Below are 20,046 nucleotides of genomic sequence, written 5' to 3' on the forward strand. Positions count from 1 at the left end.
CTCTTTCTCCGCAAAAGGAAACCTACAACAAACGTTGTAGGTTTTTTGTTTTCAGATTATCGCTAAGTTGGAAAAACTTACTTAAATCAAGATATCTTATTAATAAAGACATCACTATTTTCGAACAATGAAACGTTTTTGCTCAATTAATTTTGTTCCCTGATAAATGTTGAGCCAGTACGTTCCTGATTGCAGTCTATCCACTAATAGTTCATGAGCCTCCTCTCCACTGTTTAACTTAACACTTAATAGATTTCTCCCTAAAATATCAATCACCTTAATAGATGTGAATAATATATCCAGATCCCTGGTAGATAATGTTATTCTTGAGTCAGTTGGATTCGGATATAGGGTAAACTGCGGTTGAACCTTTTTAGTGTTATTGACCTTAGAAGGCGTTTGACTACAACCGCCCTCTTGCCCACCATCTGAAATATTCCAAAAATAAGTACTCACCAAAGTAGCTCTTGCCGTTGTTCCGTTACAATACTGACTATTGCCTGCATTAAAAAGAACCGAGGATTGCAGATTTAAACTATTCCAGCCAATCAATAAATTATCGTAATTGGCGGTTGATAGTGTCACGCCATTAAACATGTCCCTCATTTCCGTAACATTGCTGACATCCCAGTTACCTATGTCCTGATCAAAAGCGACGGCATTGTCGAACATCGCTCTCATATTAGTTACATTAGACACATTCCAATTTGCCAGATTTTGATTAAATGCAGTAGCGTTGTGAAACATATTTCTCGTATCGGTAACATTGCTCATATCCCAATTCCCAATATCCTGATTAAAGCTTGAATTGTCTCTGAACATGGAACTCATACTGGTGACATTACCAACATTCCAAGTACCGATATCTTGATTAAAGGCACTAGATTCAAACATTAAGACCATACCCGTTACAGAACTGACATCCCATAAACCTATATCCTGGTTAAATGAAACCGCACCTTCAAACATGGAGTTCATTCCCAAAACAGCACTGACATCCCAACTCCCAATAGGTTGATTAAAATTTGAGGCATTTCTAAACATTCTACTCATATGCGTCACATTGCTTACATTCCATGCACTTATATCCTGGTTAAATGCTGTAGCATCAAACATGCCATCCATACCAAGAACATTGCTTACGTCCCAATTGCCAAGAGGCTGATCAAAGAGCGTAGCACTCTGAAACATATTCGACATAAAAATAATACTACTGGTATCCCAACTATTGAAACTTGCATTTCCGACCAGAGAGGTGCATCCCATAAATGCTTCATGTAATGTTATTACCTGACTAAGATCAGGAGCGTCTTGAGCTATCACATCTAAATTTGGAAACCCTTTAAAAGATCCTTGAAACGATTCCCAACTAATATCTCCCCATTGGTCAATCGAAATAAGCTTAAATTTATCTGTTGAAGACCCAACGAAAAAATACGGATATTCTCCGGAGACCTTAATGGTATAAGTCCCTGGTGAGGCATAAGTATGTGTAACGCTGGTTTGTAACCCAAATTCTGATGTCCCATCTCCCCAATCAATGTTATAGTTGTATACATAAGTCCCTCCATTGGGTGCAGGAAATCTGACCTGGTTATTATTCGTTGATCCCGGATTATCAGTTTTCCATTTGGTTATAAATGGACGTTGCTGAATACACGCACTGTCCTTTCCGCCATCACTAATAGTCCATCCAAAGTTATTAATCATGTTTTGCCTTGCTGTTTCTCCAAGACAATATTGACTATTCCCGGCACTAAAAGAGACATTACCCTGTAAAAGTTGTGTAGTCCAGCCTAACAACAAGCCATCATAATTTTCGGTCGACAAAGTGACATTGTTGAACATCTTATTCATGTTATTAACCTGACTTACATCCCAGTCACCTAAATTTTGGTCAAAAGAAGTTGCTCTGTCAAACATTTTCCCCATATCTGTCACCGAACCTACATCCCATACACTAATATCCTGATTGAAGTCTTTAGCCTTTCTAAACATGGCAGACATATCATTCACACTACTGACATCCCAGCTACTGATATCCTGATTAAAGTTATTAGCCTGGTCAAATATAAACGACATGTCCTGAACAGAACTAACATTCCAACCACCTATATCCTGATTAAAATCAGTTGCCCTGCGAAACATTCTATGCATACTTACAACACCGGAAACATCCCAGGTACCAATAGGTTGATTAAAAGAATTAGCAGCACTGAACATAGAGTTCATATCTGTTACATTGCCAACATTCCAACTACCGATATCTTGATTAAAATCCCTGGCCTTTCTAAACAGCGCTTTCATATCGACTACTAAACTGACATCCCAATTACTAAGATCCTGGTTAAAAAGTGTTGCTTCTTTAAAAGCAGAATTCAGGGATATTATAGAACTCGTATCCCATGTGTTAAAAGACGTAGTTCCAATTAATGAATTACAACCAAAAAACATCCCTTCTAATGAATTAACTTCCGTTAAATTAGGTGCATCTGTAGCGACAACATCTAAATTAGAACAGCCTTTGAAAGCATTTTTCATAGAAGACCATGCCGTACTACCCCATTGATCTACAGTTACTATTTTTTTCTTATCACCGTTATTGTTAAAATAAATTCTTGGAAATTCTCCGGATATGGAAACCGTGTAAGTTCCGGAAGCAGCGTAAGTATGTGTTATACTTCCCGTAACATTGGAATTGGAGTTCCCATCGCCCCAGTCAACAGAATAATTATAATTTTCTGATGAAAACGTAGGAATACTGATTTGATTTGACCCTGACACACCGGGATTATCTGTTTTAAAGGTCATCACAAAAGGCTGGTCAACAACGCAACCTGCTTCCTTACCGCCATCTGTAATAGTCCAATTAAACGCATCTACCAAAGTTTGCCTGGAAGCTTCACCTAAACAATATTCACTATTACCTCCACTAAAAATAATATTTCCGGGTATTGCCGTTTCTCCTGTATCTAAGGTAGCCCAACCTATTAACAACGCATCATAGTTTTCGGTATCTAAAGTAACCCCTGCGAACATATCTTCTGCGTTCGTTAAACTGGAAATATCCCATCCTCCTAAGTCCTGTTCAAAATGACTGGCGTTTTGAAACATGGCGCGCATGTTTGTGACCTTAGAAGTATTCCATCCGCCTATATTCTGATTAAAATTCGATGTACCAAACATGACTTCCATGTTAGTTACATTGGATGTATCCCAAGCACTAATGTCCTGATTGAAATCTAATGCCCCCCGAAACATGTTTGCCATAACGGTTACCGAACCGGTATTCCAGTTACCTATATCCTGATCGAATACACGGGCATTCCGAAACATATTTCTCATACCGGTTACCGCTCCAATATCCCAACTTGCTACATTTTGGTTGAAAGACACTGCATCTAAAAACATGTTATCCATACTAATAACTGTTGCTGTATTCCAATTCCCTATATCTTGATTAAATGCCCTGGCATTAGAGAACATATTAGCCATTGTAGTAACTGATGACGTATCCCAATTACCAATATCCTGGTTAAAAACGGTTGCCTGGGCAAACATAGTAGACATATTAGTAACTAAAGCCGTATTCCAATTACCTATATCCTGATTGAAGATACTCGCGTTGAAGAATGTGCATTGCATTCTAAGTACTGATGAAGTATCCCAGGCCCCAATATCTTGATTGAAGTTTGATGCGCCGCTAAACATAGAACTCAAAGATGTTACCTTACTAATGTCCCAATTGTTAAAATTCGAATTTCCTACTAAAGATACACAACCGTTAAACATGGATTGTAATGAAACAGCATTAGGGAAATTTGGTATATCTGCAGCTACTACATCTAAATTAGAACACCCGTGAAAGGCTCCTGCCATAGATTGCCATTCTATATCTCCCCATTGGTCAATAGTCAATAATTTGTCTTTGTCTCCTTGATTAGCAAATTGAATCTGTGGAAAATCTCCTGTTATTGATACCGTATAAGTTCCCGGTGCTACATAAGAATGTGTAGCTTCCCCTGTTTCACTGGTAGTGGTGCCATCTCCCCAATCTACAGTATAATTATAAGTCAAGAATTGATTTGTTGGAATAGTAATTTGATTATCTGACGAAACTCCGGTGTTATCAGTTTTCCATGTTGTTACGAAAGCGCTCTGCGGACAATTAAGTCCGCCATCAATAATGGTCCAGTTATAATTATCTATAATACTTTGTCTGGCATTTTCACTCAAACAATACAAACTATTACCTCCATTAAACGCCAAATTAGGTTGCAATGTCAATGAGCTCCATCCTTGTAAAATGCTATCATAATTTGCCGTAGATAGTGTAATATCTTTAAACATATCCTCAATGTTGGTGACACTACTAATATCCCAACCACCTAAATCCTGATCAAAAGAGATCGCATTCGAAAACATACTATTCATATTCCTCACCAAACTAACATTCCAGCCACTTAGATCTTGATTGAAATCTTGAGTATCTCTAAACATATTGCTCATGCTAAGAACAGAACTCACATCCCAGCTACCAATGTTTTGATTGAAGACTCCGGAAGCAAACATGGCTGTCATATCCGTAACGCTGCTCACATCCCAATTACCAATATCCTGATTAAAAGCGTCTGCATTATTAAATACGGCTACCATTCTGGTAACCTGACTGGTATTCCAAGCACTTATATCCTGGTTGAACGTGCTAGCCGCTGCGAACATACTTCCGATATCTGTCACATTGCCAATATTCCAATTACCTATATCCTGATTGAAAGCTGTAGCAAGCTGAAACATCCCTCGCATGGTTAAAACCGAACCAACATCCCAATGTCCTATACCCTGATTGAAAAGTTCTGCACTTCTAAACATCAAGCTCATATCTGTTACGTTGCTGACATTCCAATCACTTATATTTTGATTAAAGACAGTTGCGGCTGAAAACATTCCGTTCATATTTGTTATAGTGCTCACATCCCAATCGTTTATAACATTATTTCCAACCAAACTAGTGCATCCTGTAAACATCTGTTCCAAATCGGTTACATTAGAAAGATTAGGAACATCTCCAGCTATAACATCAAGATTAGTACAGGCTCTAAAAGCGTTATTCATGGAAGACCAGATGATATCTCCCCAGCTATCAACTGTTACTATTTTTTCTCTATCGCCGCCGCCATCGAAAAATATTCTTGGAAAATCTCCGGTTATTGAAACAGTATATGTTCCCGGTGCTGCATAATTATGAGTAATATCTCCTGTAACTCCGTTATCAGAGGTTCCATCTCCCCAATCCACTGTGTAATTGTACAGTTCTCCCGAAAAGGTAGGAATGGTAATTTGATCAGCCCCTGATACACCAGCATTGTCAGTTTTCCAGGTTGTTACAAAAGGTCTAGAAGGGCAGTTTAAACCGCCGTCAGTGATAGTCCAACTATAATTATCTATTATATTTTGCCGGGCAGTTTCTCCAAGACAATATTGACTATTACCTGCACTAAATATGACATTAGGCTGCAAGCTCGAAAGATTATTCCATCCGATCAAAATAGCGTCGTAATTTTCCTGAGATAGCGTAACATTGGTAAACATTTCAAACATGGTTGTAACACCACTCACATTCCATGACCCCAGATTTTGATCAAAATTTATGGCATCTTTAAACATTCGTTGCATGTTTGTAACAGCACTTACATCCCAAGAGCCTATATCCTGATTAAATGCCGTTGCTGAATTGAACATAAACCTCATATCCCGTACATTGGAAACGTCCCAGGAACCAATGTCCTGGTTAAAAGCCGTGGCTCCGTTAAACATGGATCCCATATCTGTTGCATTGGATACATTCCAACTTCCGATATCCTGGTTAAAATTTGTAGCATTTCCAAACATACTTTCCATAGTGGTTACAGAACTCACATCCCAAGAACCTATATCCTGATTAAAAACACCTGCACTTTTAAATAATAAATCCATATTGGTTACCGAACTCACATCCCAATTACCAATGGGTTGATTAAAAGCTAAAGCCTTGTTAAACATCACAGCCATATTCCTTACAGAACTTACATCCCATGAGCTTATATCCTGATTAAATTCAAACGCGTCTGAGAACATACTTCTCATGTTAGTAACATTACTCACGTCCCAGGAGCTTATATCCTGATTAAACACCCAAGTGCTATTTAAGGCTGACTCCATGTTAGTTACAGAGCTTACATCCCAGGAACCTATATCTTGATTAAAACTTCTCGCCAGAAAAAATAATAAACTCATATCAGTAACCGAACTCACATCCCAGGCACCAATGTTTTGGTTAAAGTTTAGACATTCTCTGAATAGGGCACTCATTGAAGTGACATTACTTACGTTCCAACCACTAATATCCTGATCAAAAATATCACAGTCCCAAAACGTCCCATTCATAGATGTTACGTTACTTACATCCCAATTACCTATCGGCTGATTGAAAGACCTGGCCAACAAGAACATTTCATCTAGGTTTATGACATTACTAAGGCCCCATGAATTAAACGAATCATTTCCGATAAGGTTTTGGCAATTAAAAAACATTCTTTCCATTGAGGTAACCTGAGATAAATCCGGTGAATCTATAGCCAGCATATCCAGGTTGTTACATCCGGAAAAAGCGTTTTCCATTGATAACCAACCAATTGTACCCCAGTTGTTAACACTTAACAATTTTGACTTGTCCCCCTGATTATTAAAGAAGAGCCTTGGAAAATCTCCCGATATAGAAACGGTATACGTTCCAGGCGATGTATACGTATGTGTTATACCTGTAGTTACGCCCGAATCTGAAGCACCATCTCCCCAATCTACAGAATAATTATAGGTTTCTCCAGAAAATACTGGTATGGTAATCTGATTGCTGGAAGAATCACCTGGGTTATCCGTTTTCCAGGTAGTTACAAAAGGTTGCTCAATAACACAATCTACGGTCTTGCCTCCATCCGTGATGATCCACCCATCATTATCAATCATATTTTGTCTTGCCGCTTCACCTAAACAAAATTGCGTTTCTCCCGCGCTAAAAGTCACATTAGGCTGTAGATTTAAACTGTTCCAACCCATCAGAATATTGTCATAATTTACAACAGAAAGGCTTGTTAGGTTAAACATTTGTACCATATCAGTAACATTACTGACATCCCAACTTCCCAAATCCTGGTCAAAAAGAGTAGCCCGTTGAAACATAGATCGCATCGTAGTCACCGAACTGACATTCCAATTACTTATATCCTGATTGAAAGCAATAGCATTAGAAAACATACCATCCATATTAGTGGCACTGCTGACATTCCAACTTCCAATATTTTGATTAAAACTCTCGGCTCTAATAAACATTTGAGTCATAACAGCGACATTGCTGACATCCCAATTTCCTATATTTCCATTAAAAGCAGTGGCCCTGTCAAACATGTGTTGCATGTTAGTAACAGCACTAACATTCCAGGCGTTCAGGTTTTGATTAAAATTGGGTGCCTGATCAAACATAAAGTCCATTCTGGTGACATTAGAAACGTCCCAATTACCGATGTCCTGATTAAAAGGTGTTTGCAAAAACATGGAGTTCATATTAGTAACAGCTCCTACATTCCAATTTCCGATATTTTGATCAAACGGGCTTATGGAAAACATGGAGTTCATATTAGTCACCGCACTAACATCCCAGCCTCCAATATCCTGATTGAATGTGCTTCGATTAAACATGCGTAACATGGTAGTGACGTTACTTACATCCCAACTTCCTATATCACGATTAAAATTACTACTGTCGAACATAGCGCTCATACTGGTAACATTGCCAACGTTCCAACTACCAATATCCTGATTAAAACTTGTCGCACTTGCGAACATAGACCCCATGTTGGTAACATTACTAACATCCCAACTGCTAATATCCTGATTGAATTGAGTTGCATTATTAAACATAGCGGAGGTCGTTGTCACAGAAGACATATCCCAACTACCAATATCAATATTGAATAAGGTTCCCTGAAACATATTATTCATAAAAAGGACATTGTTCACATCCCAATTACTAAAAGAGCTATTCCCAACCAGAGAGGTGCAATTGGAGAACATCCCGCGCATGTTAAAGACATTACTTAAATCCGGAATATCGGTGGCTAAAACATCCATATTGCTACACCCTAAAAAAGACTCATCGAAAGACACCCATTGCGAATCCCCCCAATTATCAATAGAGATCAATTTTTGATTATCCAATCCATTCTGCCTAAAACCAATGTAAGGAAATTGACCTGTTATTGTTACCTGATATGTTCCGGGAGTTCCGTAAGTATGTGTAATGCTTCCGGTTACATTTGAATTGCTGGTTCCATCTCCCCAGTCAACGGTATAATTGTAAGTTGACGTTACAGCTGTAGGAATGGTAATTTGATTATCATTTGAAATCCCCTGGTTATCTGTTTCCCATGTGGTTACAAAAGCATTGGATGGTATGGGTGCTGATATTTCAAATATCTCTACACTACCCGCATTGGTGGCTGTACCATCATTCAAATACGCACTAATGGCTACCCTATTACCTGACCCATCTAAACTTACGGACCATCCGGATTGGTTGTCTACGGAGGCCTCGCCATCAATATCACCTCCCAATTGTGTCCAATCACCTCCACTAAATTCATAAATTCGGGTATGCCCAGAGTTTACTGCACTACCATCATTCAAATAAGCTCCAATAGCCACTACATCTCCAGTATCATTCAGACTTACCGACCAACCTGATCGATCTATGGCTGCTTCTCCATCAATATCACTTCCTAACTGAATCCAATTGCTTCCATTAAATTCAAAAATACGAGTATGTCCCGATGCAGCTCCATTACCATCGTTTTCATAACCTCCAATGGCAACTATACTACCATTAGCATTTAGACTAACTGAATGCCCAAATAAATCCTCAGCGGCCTCGCCATCAATATCGTTACCCAACTGTATCCAATCGGTAGAATTGAACTCAAAAACTCTAATATGTCCAGCATTAGGCCCTCCGTCATCATTTAATCGGGAGCCTACTGCTACCCTATTTCCATCATCACTTATACTTATGGACCAACCGGCCTGATCTATTGCGCGTTCCCCGGTAATTTCATTTCCCAATAGTGACCAATCCCCATTAACATACTCGAAGACTTTAGCACCTCCGGAATTCACACCATTTCCGTCACTCAAATAAGCCCCGACGACAACACGATTTCCATCGGCACTAAGTCCGACGGAATATCCGGATTGTTCTTCTACCGAGGTACCATCAATATCAGCCCCTAATTGCACCCAACTACCATTAGTAAACTCATAAATTCTAACATGACCTGAATTAAAAATGCCTCCTCCGTCATTTAGATAAGCACCTATTGCCACTCTATTACCATCAGCATCTAAACTAACTGACCATCCGGATAAATCCAATGCGTCTTCACCATCGATATCTGCCCCTACCTGGGTCCAACTACCACTGTTCATTTCATATACCCTGACATGCCCGGAATCAATGCCGTTACCATCATTTAATTGTGCTCCAATGGCAACACGATTTCCATCGGAGCTAAGACTGACCGAATACCCGGATTGGTCACCAAAAGCTTCTCCATCTATGTCCTGACCCAATTGTGAAATCTGAGAAAAAACCAGTACTGGAAGCATACTAAAAACTAATAGATAAATTTTTTTCATTTTTATTGTTATTTAGAATTTATTATTTGTGTTATATGGAGTTTTTTATCATTCGCCAAGAAAAGACAAGAACCGGTAGACTCTGAATATTATTATCAATGCGGATATAATGGCGAGGATAACCTTCAAAGTCCAGGTTAAAAACTCGCCAACAATCCATCCGCCTATATACCCGATAAAGCCTCCAACCAGGAAACCAACGAATGCATTTAATTCCGGATCTTCATTAGCTACACCTGCACCTAATATAGCCCCGGCAAAACCTGCTATAAATCCTAATCCTTTTGAAAAACTATTACCTTCTTTATTACCCATATCCAATAATTTATTGTTTAAAATTTGAGAATAAATCTCTCAATTATGAGTAACGATGTCAATAGGGATATTCCCGTAATCTTTTTACTATTAGTTAATTAATAATGTCTATTTTAGATGTATGAAAAGTACTATCTCAAGTAAAAGAAGGCTAAGATTCGTTGACCATCTATTAATTTTTTGCTTTGGGATATTGCTAAACTCCAGTTCTTTAGCTCAAAATACTTATAAGGTTCGCGAAATTATTAATAAAGCTGATAGTCTGATTAAAGTTGATAATTTTAACCAAGCGAATACATATTATGAGGAAGCATTATTATGGTCTATTGATAAAGGTTATCAGGATACCATTCCTTTATTGTATAAAAAAATAGCGACTTTATTAAGAAAAACTGAAAACTACGCTAAAGCCAAAATATACTATAAGAAAAGTATTGCTGAAGACTCCACAACTATAACTGCTGCCTATTGCTATTATAGTTTGGCTATTCTTAAACGAAAAGAACACAGCAAAGACAGTGCCGTTTACTATCTTGAAAAATCCCTGAAAATCTACGATGGATATAATAATAAAGAGGCTCTAAATGTCTTTTTAAGTGCCGGAATTATATTTAAAACTAGGCAACAGTATAATAAAGCATTGAAGTACTTACTGAAAGCTTATGACGGCTTCGCTAAAATGAAAAACCTGGAAAAGCTAGCCAAAGCCTCCAATGAAATAGCTCAAATACAAACTGACATTGGAAGCAGTAAGAAAGCATTTTACTATTATTTTAAGGCCTTATCATATAGAAAACAGCTTAAAGATACCTCGGAAATACTTTTAAGTTATAATAATATTGCCAATGCTCATAAAGCTGAAAAAGCTTATGATTCTTCTCATATATATTATCAATCGTCCTTAAAATTAAGTAAAGAAAACAGCAGTCAGAGGGCTTCAATTCTATACAATATTGGAACCATCCACTATTTAAAAAGTAATCTGAGCCTGGCCAGAGACTATTACAAAAAGGCACTGGCTATAAACATAAAAAGGAATAACTTCAGGTCTACGGTATTCAATTGCAATGAATTAGCATTAATCCATCTTGAAACCAATGATGTATCTCAAGCCGAATATTATTTAGGCATTGCTAATGATTTAATATCAAAAGTGGAAAGCAACGAGTTAGTAGCCAGGAATTTTGAAATAAATGCCTTGTTAAATGTTCGGCTCAAGAAATACTTAAAAGCTTACGATTATCAAAAACAATATACTCATCTCTACAAAACTATTTTTAATGAAAAAAGAGCTGAAGTCGTTCAAACCCTACAGGAGAAGTTTGAAAATGAAAAAGCACTAAATGAAAACTTAAAGTTATCTCTTAAAAACAAACAAAATAACCTTCTAATTAAAGAACAAAAAACTAAAATTAAAATTAACAGATTATTACTTGTAGTTTCCTTCTTGATAATATTCTTATTATCAGCTGCTTTCTTATATATAAAACAAAGGAATAGGATTATAAAACAAGAACAATCTATTAATTACTTAAAAGCCATATTTAAAGGCCAAGAAGAGATTAAAAGGCACATTAGTAAAAATCTTCATGATATTATAACCAATAATCTTGATGGTATTCGATTAAAAATTGAAGCTTTGTCTTTACAGGAAAATAAGTATGAAAAATCGTCGATTAATGACATCACTAAAAACTTAAAAAACATTAATCATGAAATGCGATTAATATCCCATCGCCTTTCACCCCTCCATGATAGAATTAAATACAACAAATTGTCTGAAATCATTATTAACCAATTATCCGAATTTCAATCGTACAGAAAAATCATGGTATCTGTCGAAAATGATATCCCGGATGTTATCGATAATTTAAGGTTAGACTCACAAACTAACCTATACGGCATCCTTTTAGAGGCCTTAAATAACATTGAGAAACATGCAAAAGCCAGCAACATCCGAATCGCATTCCAAGCCGACGAAAAACAAAATAATTTGCATGTCGAAATTGAAGACAACGGAATTGGTCTGGAAGATAATAGTGTTGGCATTGGTATCATTAATATGGAGCATCGGACCAAATTATTAAAAGGCAAGTGTAGTCTATCAAGAACAAAAGAAGGTACAGTCTTCAATTTAGACTTTCCCATTAATCAAAACTTAAAATGACAAAAAAAGCAACCGTATTAATTGTAGAAGATTCGATTATTTTTGCTGAAGGTTTAGAAAAATTATTAAAGCACAATGCTTTAATCTCAAGGATACTCATAAGTCACAATTACGACACTGCATTCAATTTTATAAAAAAGGAAAAAATAGATGTCGTTATATTGGATCTAAATTTTCACACTTCAAATTACGACGGTTTTACCATAGCAAAAAGATTAAGAAAGGATGCCCCAAAAATTAAAATTATAGTCCTCACTCAATATGCCAAAGTTGACCATTATGATAATTTAATAAATGAATTTAAGGTTAATGGATATTTAGACAAACAGTTACCCGCGAAGCATTTATTCAATGCTATTGATGAAGTAATTAAAGGCAATACCTATATTGACCCCAGTTTAAAAAAAATGATCAAAATAGGTAGGCTATTAAAGCTATCGAAGCGAGAAAAGCAAGTCGTTGAAGAACTTAGTAAAGGGCTAACTCAAAAAGAAGTGGCCTCAAAACTATATATAGGACAAAAGACTGTAGAATCTCATGTAAGAAATATGTGTGAGCGTTTAAATGCAAAAAATAGCGCAGAACTTATTAGAATTTATATAAATTATAAAAACGCGCATAAAGAAAATTATGAATTCTCAATTCCTCCTTTTAAAAAATAAAAAAAGTAATATCTTAGCTACAAAAAAAGATGTTTGCTTTGATGCAAACATCTTTAAAAGTATACTTTATTTAAACAACTAGTTAACTATGCGGGATGTGACTACTAGCAGTCTTCCGGGTCCTCACAAGGATCAGGAGGTATCGGATCTGACGGTGGATCTGATTCTTGAAAAACCTCTGGATTTGGAGAATTCTCATTCTCATTTTCCAGACTTGTTCGGGTGCATGATTGTACAATTACATTTAGCATTGTTACAACGATCATTAATTTTAAAAAAATTTTCATAATGCATGATTTTTAATTAATACTTATTTTAAAATCATGCTCGAGCACATAGATTTGAGATTAGAAACTCCGGATTAATCAACAAATCATGTTGCAATAATACTGACGAAATAAGAGTAATAAACGGTAGAGTTTATACTAGTAGAAACTAGTTCAAAAATTTTTGAATTATGAAAAGGGATGGCCTTATAAATACAGAGACAGAAATAAAAGCATTACTTTATCTTATTGATTGTTTGAATGATAAAAAGGTTATTGATATTCATGAGGCCATCGTTAAAATGAATGATAGTTTATCTAAAAAAACTATAAAAGAGATCAAAAATTTTGAGTATTCTCCTAAAAATTTCAACATCAATTCTATAGACAAGGTGACTAAAGTTCATAACAGAAACACTCTCAATTTCAAAAAGTTCTATGACGATAATGAGACACAGATCGAGGAATTTTATAAAAAAGAATTTAACATAAAAGGTGAGAAAAAAGATAAGGCGAAAAAAGAAGATTTTTTTGAAGCTCACAGACGTTATAAAACCGGAAATGGAACATATAAATTCCTTTCAACAACTAAAAACCACACCCCTCCCAAATGCGCTTTTAAGTCTCAAATTAAAAAGACGAAAATCACTGTTAGAATTCCACAAATTAACCATCTTAAAGGAGTTTCATCCATTTGGGAAATGTTATTAAAAATACTCCAAAACGGTCTCAATATAGAAATCGAAACAGAAATTCGCAATGGAGATGAAAGAGGTATGATTACAACCGGAGCTTCAATTATAGGTACCTTCAGCACGGATATTCCAAATATCATTGAGGACCTGACCGTAAAAATCATCCATCAAATTGAATTGTCAGACCTAAATACCGGCAAAGGTATTAAGCACAAACTATGTGATGGTAATGCGACTATTTTAGAAAACAATACTGGAACCACCATATTGATTAAAAAGAGTTGATTTTTGTAGGTGGAAATTATGCTACAGTAAATGTGAATGTAAACTATTCAGTCCTTTTTCGAGTAGATCCAACAAGTATATACTATCATGGGCACTTACTTCATTAAAGAGTAATCTTATGTTCCTCTCTCTTTCGACAGGACTGGGATAACCTTTTCTTTCAGGCTTGGATTTTATTTTATTCGAATAGTAATCTTCCTCCAGACCCAGGTATTTAAAAAACAACACCGGTGCGCACAAAAACATGCCCTGGAGTGCTATGTAAGACGATTTATCGGGATGTTGAATGACCCTTGTAAAATAATTATAGCCTAATGTATCTGCTTCAAACTCCCTCTCTGCAACACTCATATCAGGTCTTAAGTAATCGGAGACCGTATGGGCTATTTCATGGCACATAATAAATGCGATCATCGCTTTACTTAAATCATGAGAAAACTTCAGTAAGTCATCATACTTTTTATTTAATACAAGCATGTCATCCCTGTTAAATTCATGCAGGTCGGCTATTCTGAACACATCCAAAGTAGCTCTTAAAGCGTCTAACAACTTCGTACCGGTAGATGCTGAAAATGGCTTGAATGTAGCTATGGAATTCAAAAAACAAATTTCAAATAGCCAGAAATCAAATTGTTCATCAAAAAAAACATGTTCTCTAACACCTCCAATGTTTGTCACATGAGAAGTAACCTTTCTAATTGCACCATGGTCGAACAAAATATGACTATCTATGCCCAATTTCTCAATGATCTCTTCAAAATAGACCTGATGAAGTATCTCTGCTAAACGCTTAACATCTTCTTCATCATAAGGAATTCCTAGTTTTTTTGCTATGTTTTTCGCAATTCTTAGTGATTCCTTGTTCGCTCTGTAGCCACCATATTCTTTACTCATAGCAATCCTTGTTCTGTACCAGCCATGTATCAGACCACATAGAAATATTATTAATAACCCGTTCGGCATCCTGAGGCATTTCACTTGTTTGCTTCATAATACGTAATAGATTATTTGCCCGATCCATTGGTGGTGGATGAAACCTGGATATCGGTTTTTTGATTTTTGTTTCTACATCATCCAGCCATTTGAAAAAATAATAAATAGACAGAAAATTAGCCCAGGCAGCTTCATTACAGGCTGCTCTGCTTGAAAGGGCTTTGATAGCAAACTCATCGGCAGAATATTCAAGGGCCCATGTTTTTTTATGATCATAATCACCTTCAGTTGCTTCATGACCTGTAATGGCGCCTAAATGACTTTTATAATGAGTCACCTCTGTTAAATCATCATTAACAATATGACCAAATTCGTGTAAGCCAATAAATTGCATGATCATCATCGCCATGGATGATTGAAAAGCTGATAAATGACCATAGTTTTGAGGTTGTAATTTTTCAGGTTCAAAAAAGAGGTTTTTGATAGCCTCTTTTTTAGGCTCAAGAAATAAACCAATGGCATCATTATATAACTCCGGGGCATTATTTTTATACTGTTTTAAATCCTCACTTACGGTTTCAACAACAAAGGCTTTACTGATCAGATTGAGGCAGTAATAAATACCTTGATTAATACAAATTATATATCCGTCCAGTGGCTCTAAAAAATCATCTACATTAGAACAAAATGCGGTACAATCGTTATATGGTATGAAAGATAAATAGGTATTATTCCACTTATCAGAGTACTTATTTTGAGTACAATCTTTAATATCCTCCATCAGAGAATAAGCTAACTTGGAAATTAATAGATCCAGACGCTTATCACCTGAATTTTCTTTAATAAAATGATCTAGTTTACCGCTCTCAAAATCCTGTAAAATATCTTTGTAATTAATACTGGCTAAGGTATTCCTGAATTGAATATCATCATAGTCCTCTTCAAATACACTTTCAACTGTGACCATCCACCCTTTAGAAGAATTATAAGCCATCTCTCTTATTTCGCAAAGGTATTTTTCGGCTGATTTCATACGTGTTTTTGTACGTTTAAATTTTCTTTAAATGTAAAATTAGTATGAAAATAGAAAAACTTCTCCTAAAACACTCTATGATATTTAAATAACAAACTTTATCATTGACTATTTGAATTGATTTAGGTTATTTCAATTCAAACGCCCTTTGTGAAACCTTATCTGTTCCCGGAAAGTCTTCCGGTATCTCTATAGTAACTTTACTTGTGGCTGCCCATTCAACCCCTCTGAGGAATGTTGTAATAAACCCAACACAGCTGAATGCCTCCGTATCATGGCCAAGGGTGGTATGGAATACTCTGCCTTTGTAATAATCAATGGCCATTAACATAGGCTCTGCCCTATTGGATTTGGTACTAATAGCGGTTCCCAAAATAGTTACATTTTCAGCCGGCCCTCTGAGTTTAGCGTAACATTCATCAAAAGCATGTAACCATGTTTTTGGAATGCCTTTACTTATCGGGTGTTCCTGATCATACATAGTAACTATAAAATCTTCTTTTTTGCCATGGGCACCACCATACCCTTCAGAAATGGAATCCTTAACTACATAGCCTTTATCATCAACATACAAGTAGGGTCCGTGCTTTTTATTTCTGTCCCAACCACCTATACCTATCATTTTATTATAAGCTTTCCACTCGGGAAAACAATTATCTGCAGCGTGTACCGTCACAAAACCACCACCATTTCTGATGTACTTTTCAAAAGCTTTTTGAGTGTCCTCCGGCCATGGTGCCGTACGCCACCCAAAATTTGAGATGACTACATCATATTTTGAAAAATCAGGATTAAAATCAGGATCGGTTTTAGCTGGTTTGGTTTCTATACCCTCACCTGCATCTGCCAATGGCAAATACTTGGCCTCCCGCTGGCTGTTCAATAAAAACTTAGTCCGTATGATATCCACCCTAAACATACCGGTCTCTTCAAGGTACTGACGCATCATAATAGTTGACTTAGGCCACACGGCATGGTTATTCTGACCATCAATTATTAATACTTTAATCTTTTTCTTAGCTGTTGCTTCACATGCGCCACTTATAAGCACAACTATGAAGCATATAAAAAGGTATTTGAATTTCATCTGTCCCATTTAGTTTGAGGCCTAAAAATATTCAATATAGGCTTAATATTAATCATAAATGGAAAACTTTTTTATCAGTGAAGTAAAAATTTAAATGATAGATAAAAATTAAGACAGGTTTTTTCAATAGTAACACACTCTGAGATTTTTAGAACTTTTCTTTACTACAGCTGATATCACCGTTAACCTAAAAAACCTGAAAACATGGCATTAAGTACATAAGTGTTTCTATTTCCATTCAAACTCACCATTGGCCACAGACCAGTCATTTCCAAAAAAGCCTGCACATTTAATACCGGACACTCCATGGCTTAGAATGGTATCGTCAAACAGGACCACATCCGGAAATGTCGTGCCATTTACCAGGTAGTGATTCATGTAAGCAGCCTTCATCCCTTTTGCTCCGGTAGCCGTTACAACGCCAATACTGGCAGTATCACTATCCTTACGAGCCGTTATAAAGTACATGCCCCACATCTCCCCATATAACTTTTTGCCATCAAAATTCACCTCATTGTTTTTTACTTGTATAGGGCTCTTATTTAAAAGTTTGTTCCAGGCAGCATTATTATCGCTATTGCCGTAAAGAATAACGTTGCGATCCGGGTATTTATCCAAAGAAAACTCTATATCCCTAACCAATTCAACGCTTCCATTTGCCCGATACCAAAATTTTTCGGCATCAAAACGTGCCCGGTTATAGTACCAGTCATTTTCGGTTTTGGTACCTCGTGTGGCATAAACAAACACCATGTGATTCCTGAAAGCGTCCTTAAATCCGCCAGACCTGTGAGGCCCTTTTTCGCTTAATTCCGGTTCATCAGCTAATTGCCACGCACCATCAATATTTTTAAACACCACCGTGTCGGCCTTAGGTAAAGGCAATTTACCGCCGTCAATAACTATTTCCGATACGGAATCGTTTATAGTCTGACGATCCAATTTCAGAGTAGCCACATTTTGAGTTTGCAATTCCAGGGGATCCCTGTTAAATGTAAAGGAGCTAACCTGAAAGGGACGCTTCTGCTGGAGTATTTTAACAAAATGAGAGCCACTGGATACACCGGGAGAGCCGGTAGAAAATTCAATTGTTTTGACTGCTTTATCCTCAGGTATCTCACGCTGTTTAAAAAAATCGAAAATGGGATTCCAATCCACACTGTGATCGCCATACCAATGAGTACCGTCCGGATATTCATAATAGGTAAAATCGGGATGAAACTCCCCAAGATGCTGTCTCATGTCCCTGGCAATAGAGGTAGGTACAATATCGTCTTTTTCCCCATGCAGGACATAAATCCCCAGATGCAAATAATTCCTGATAAGTTTTAATGTTCTGCTGGGTGTCCCAGCACGTTTTATAATGCGCTCCACTGCTGAGGGTTCCGATTTACGCATAAAAGCAGCAACCATCTGAGGGCTTATTCCCATAGCAGAAAGTTCCCTCTGTGACATACTTAGTCGCTTGCTTACAAAATAATCCCGGTAGGCCAACAAATCGGGATAGCCGGCGCATGGTGCTATTGCAGCAAAATGATCTGGATACGTAGCTCCAAGATACCAGGAGCCATGACCGCCCATAGAATGTCCTGTCAGATAGATTTTTTTCGGATCGGGTTTAAACATAGTTTTGGCATTACCCAGGACCTCCAGGGCATCCAAACGTCCCCAATCTTCCCATGCAAAACCAAAAGGACGTCTGTTCGTGGGTGCCACAAGGGTGCCCCAATCTTTCTGCTTATAGGCATTAGCCTGATTAACCGCTTCAACCGAAGCGCCATGTACGGAAAGAAAGAGTGCAGCATTTTTACTTTCCTCATTGCTATTAGGGGCCACACTGTAATACTGTACACTACCATCAATATCACTGATGAATGTTCGTTTGTGGTGTTTGAACCTAGATCTTAATTGTAAGTTTATAGCTATCTGTTTACCAACGGGCCTGTTTTTGTTCTTTAGCTGTAAAGTTAAGGCCTTAGCCCCCAAATCCTCTTCTGCCGGAGCATCTGCAACATCAAACCGTATCTTTCGGACACTCATGGGTGGTACCGCCGGCACCTCTGTAATACGGCTTCCACCGGCCCATTGCGTATGAATCCTATGCCCCTTTACCCAACTATCGGTACTATTAATAAGCCTTACCGCACCCATATAATCTTGTCGGGTTTCAGCCAGTATATCGGGCGTGGTCATATCTCTCTCAGTGAGTTGTACTCTTGCATCAGGGATTATAAGTCGTGCCCTTATCCTTGGAAAACGGCCTACCTTCAATAAAAAGGTATTGTTCCCTTTTTGTAACCGTACCGGGATCAGGTTCCAGCCGTAATCATAATAGTCCCCTTCATGTGGTTGCCCGTTAATAAGGGCCACACTATGCCCGGATGCTTCAAAAAGCACGGTCCTGGATACCGCAGACCTGTAATTCAAATAGACATAACTGGATCGCAGATGTGGTTCATTAAAACTGTTTGTTGTATCGGTACTAATGGTTTTCCACCTAAGTTCAGTTCCTGAAATATCAATATCAAAAACCGCCTCAGAAACCGGTCGATATGAGGGAACGGTCAAAAACTTATTGAAGACCGGGTCCTTGGGAAACGAAGAAAAATTAAGACTGGGGACTTTAAGTGCCAATCCGGTCTTAAAGATATGCAGCAACTTCCCCTCTTTGATATCATCTATTTTTTCTTTTCCGAAATACTCAACAATATTGCCGGTTCTTTGCTGTGCAAAAACAGTCGGCTGCATTAGTAGAAAAGCACCGACGATAAGGAAACACAAACGCCTTGATATATGTTTTAAGATTCTATATTTCATCTGTTTAAATTTATTGTTTTCATAAGTCATGCTTCGACGGAACCTGTCTTGAGCTAGCCA

General features: G+C 37.2%; 9 protein-coding genes. 3 read left to right on the plus strand and 6 right to left on the minus strand.

The features are described 5' to 3' along the window. Nucleotides 1-114: 114 nt before the first annotated feature. Both Q0983_RS20805 and Q0983_RS20810 read right to left on the minus strand, forming a co-directional pair. A complete protein-coding gene (locus Q0983_RS20805) occupies nucleotides 115-9,726 on the minus strand; it encodes a BspA family leucine-rich repeat surface protein (RefSeq protein ID WP_299557240.1) in 9,612 nt (3,203 codons plus the stop codon). 48 nt (nucleotides 9,727-9,774) lie between these two features. After that, a complete protein-coding gene (locus Q0983_RS20810) occupies nucleotides 9,775-10,041 on the minus strand; it encodes a hypothetical protein (RefSeq protein ID WP_299557242.1) in 267 nt (88 codons plus the stop codon). A gap of 121 nt (nucleotides 10,042-10,162) precedes the next feature. Between Q0983_RS20810 and Q0983_RS20815 the strand changes: the two genes are divergently transcribed. The 3 genes from Q0983_RS20815 to Q0983_RS20825 all read left to right on the plus strand — a co-directional run bounded on the left by Q0983_RS20815 (nucleotide 10,163) and on the right by Q0983_RS20825 (nucleotide 14,116). Further along, on the plus strand, nucleotides 10,163-12,208 hold the full coding sequence (locus Q0983_RS20815) for a tetratricopeptide repeat protein (protein WP_299557244.1): 2,046 nt from the start codon (nucleotides 10,163-10,165) through the stop codon (nucleotides 12,206-12,208). Then, nucleotides 12,205-12,870: a response regulator transcription factor gene (locus Q0983_RS20820; RefSeq protein WP_299557246.1), complete on the plus strand. Its 666-nt coding sequence runs from the start codon at nucleotides 12,205-12,207 to the stop codon at nucleotides 12,868-12,870. Before Q0983_RS20815 ends, Q0983_RS20820 begins: the two co-directional genes overlap by 4 nt. A 457-nt stretch (nucleotides 12,871-13,327) precedes the next feature. Further along, nucleotides 13,328-14,116 (plus strand): hypothetical protein, encoded by a 789-nt coding sequence (locus Q0983_RS20825; RefSeq protein ID WP_299557248.1) that lies wholly within the window; start codon nucleotides 13,328-13,330, stop codon nucleotides 14,114-14,116. A 21-nt stretch (nucleotides 14,117-14,137) separates the two neighbouring features. Here Q0983_RS20825 and Q0983_RS20830 read toward each other — a convergent pair whose 3' ends face one another. The 4 genes from Q0983_RS20830 to Q0983_RS20845 all read right to left on the minus strand — a co-directional run bounded on the left by Q0983_RS20830 (nucleotide 14,138) and on the right by Q0983_RS20845 (nucleotide 19,986). Next, nucleotides 14,138-15,010: a hypothetical protein gene (locus Q0983_RS20830; protein WP_299557250.1), complete on the minus strand. Its 873-nt coding sequence runs from the start codon at nucleotides 15,008-15,010 to the stop codon at nucleotides 14,138-14,140. Beyond that, nucleotides 15,003-16,082, minus strand: a complete 1,080-nt coding sequence (locus Q0983_RS20835) for a hypothetical protein (RefSeq protein WP_299557252.1) — start codon at nucleotides 16,080-16,082, stop codon at nucleotides 15,003-15,005. The genes Q0983_RS20830 and Q0983_RS20835 overlap by 8 nt, the downstream gene beginning before the upstream one ends. A gap of 127 nt (nucleotides 16,083-16,209) precedes the next feature. Then, nucleotides 16,210-17,169, minus strand: coding sequence for a ThuA domain-containing protein (locus Q0983_RS20840; RefSeq protein WP_299557254.1), 960 nt, complete (start codon nucleotides 17,167-17,169; stop codon nucleotides 16,210-16,212). Nucleotides 17,170-17,397: 228 nt separating this feature from the next. Next, nucleotides 17,398-19,986: an alpha/beta hydrolase-fold protein gene (locus tag Q0983_RS20845; RefSeq protein ID WP_299557255.1), complete on the minus strand. Its 2,589-nt coding sequence runs from the start codon at nucleotides 19,984-19,986 to the stop codon at nucleotides 17,398-17,400. Nucleotides 19,987-20,046: the final 60 nt, after the last annotated feature.

This window comes from Seonamhaeicola sp. (assembly GCF_028281565.1).
In the GTDB taxonomy this organism is placed as follows: domain Bacteria; phylum Bacteroidota; class Bacteroidia; order Flavobacteriales; family Flavobacteriaceae; genus Seonamhaeicola.

Excerpts from the sequence above, each read along its gene's own strand:
- Q0983_RS20805 (WP_299557240.1), bottom strand. The coding sequence starts at position 9,726 with ATGAAAAAAATTTATCTATTAGTTTTTAGTATGCTTCCAGTACTGGTT.
- Q0983_RS20810 (WP_299557242.1), bottom strand. The coding sequence starts at position 10,041 with ATGGGTAATAAAGAAGGTAATAGTTTTTCAAAAGGATTAGGATTTATA.
- Q0983_RS20815 (WP_299557244.1), top strand. The coding sequence starts at position 10,163 with ATGAAAAGTACTATCTCAAGTAAAAGAAGGCTAAGATTCGTTGACCAT.
- Q0983_RS20820 (WP_299557246.1), top strand. The coding sequence starts at position 12,205 with ATGACAAAAAAAGCAACCGTATTAATTGTAGAAGATTCGATTATTTTT.
- Q0983_RS20825 (WP_299557248.1), top strand. The coding sequence starts at position 13,328 with ATGAAAAGGGATGGCCTTATAAATACAGAGACAGAAATAAAAGCATTA.
- Q0983_RS20830 (WP_299557250.1), bottom strand. The coding sequence starts at position 15,010 with ATGAGTAAAGAATATGGTGGCTACAGAGCGAACAAGGAATCACTAAGA.
- Q0983_RS20835 (WP_299557252.1), bottom strand. The coding sequence starts at position 16,082 with ATGAAATCAGCCGAAAAATACCTTTGCGAAATAAGAGAGATGGCTTAT.
- Q0983_RS20840 (WP_299557254.1), bottom strand. The coding sequence starts at position 17,169 with ATGAAATTCAAATACCTTTTTATATGCTTCATAGTTGTGCTTATAAGT.
- Q0983_RS20845 (WP_299557255.1), bottom strand. The coding sequence starts at position 19,986 with ATGAAATATAGAATCTTAAAACATATATCAAGGCGTTTGTGTTTCCTT.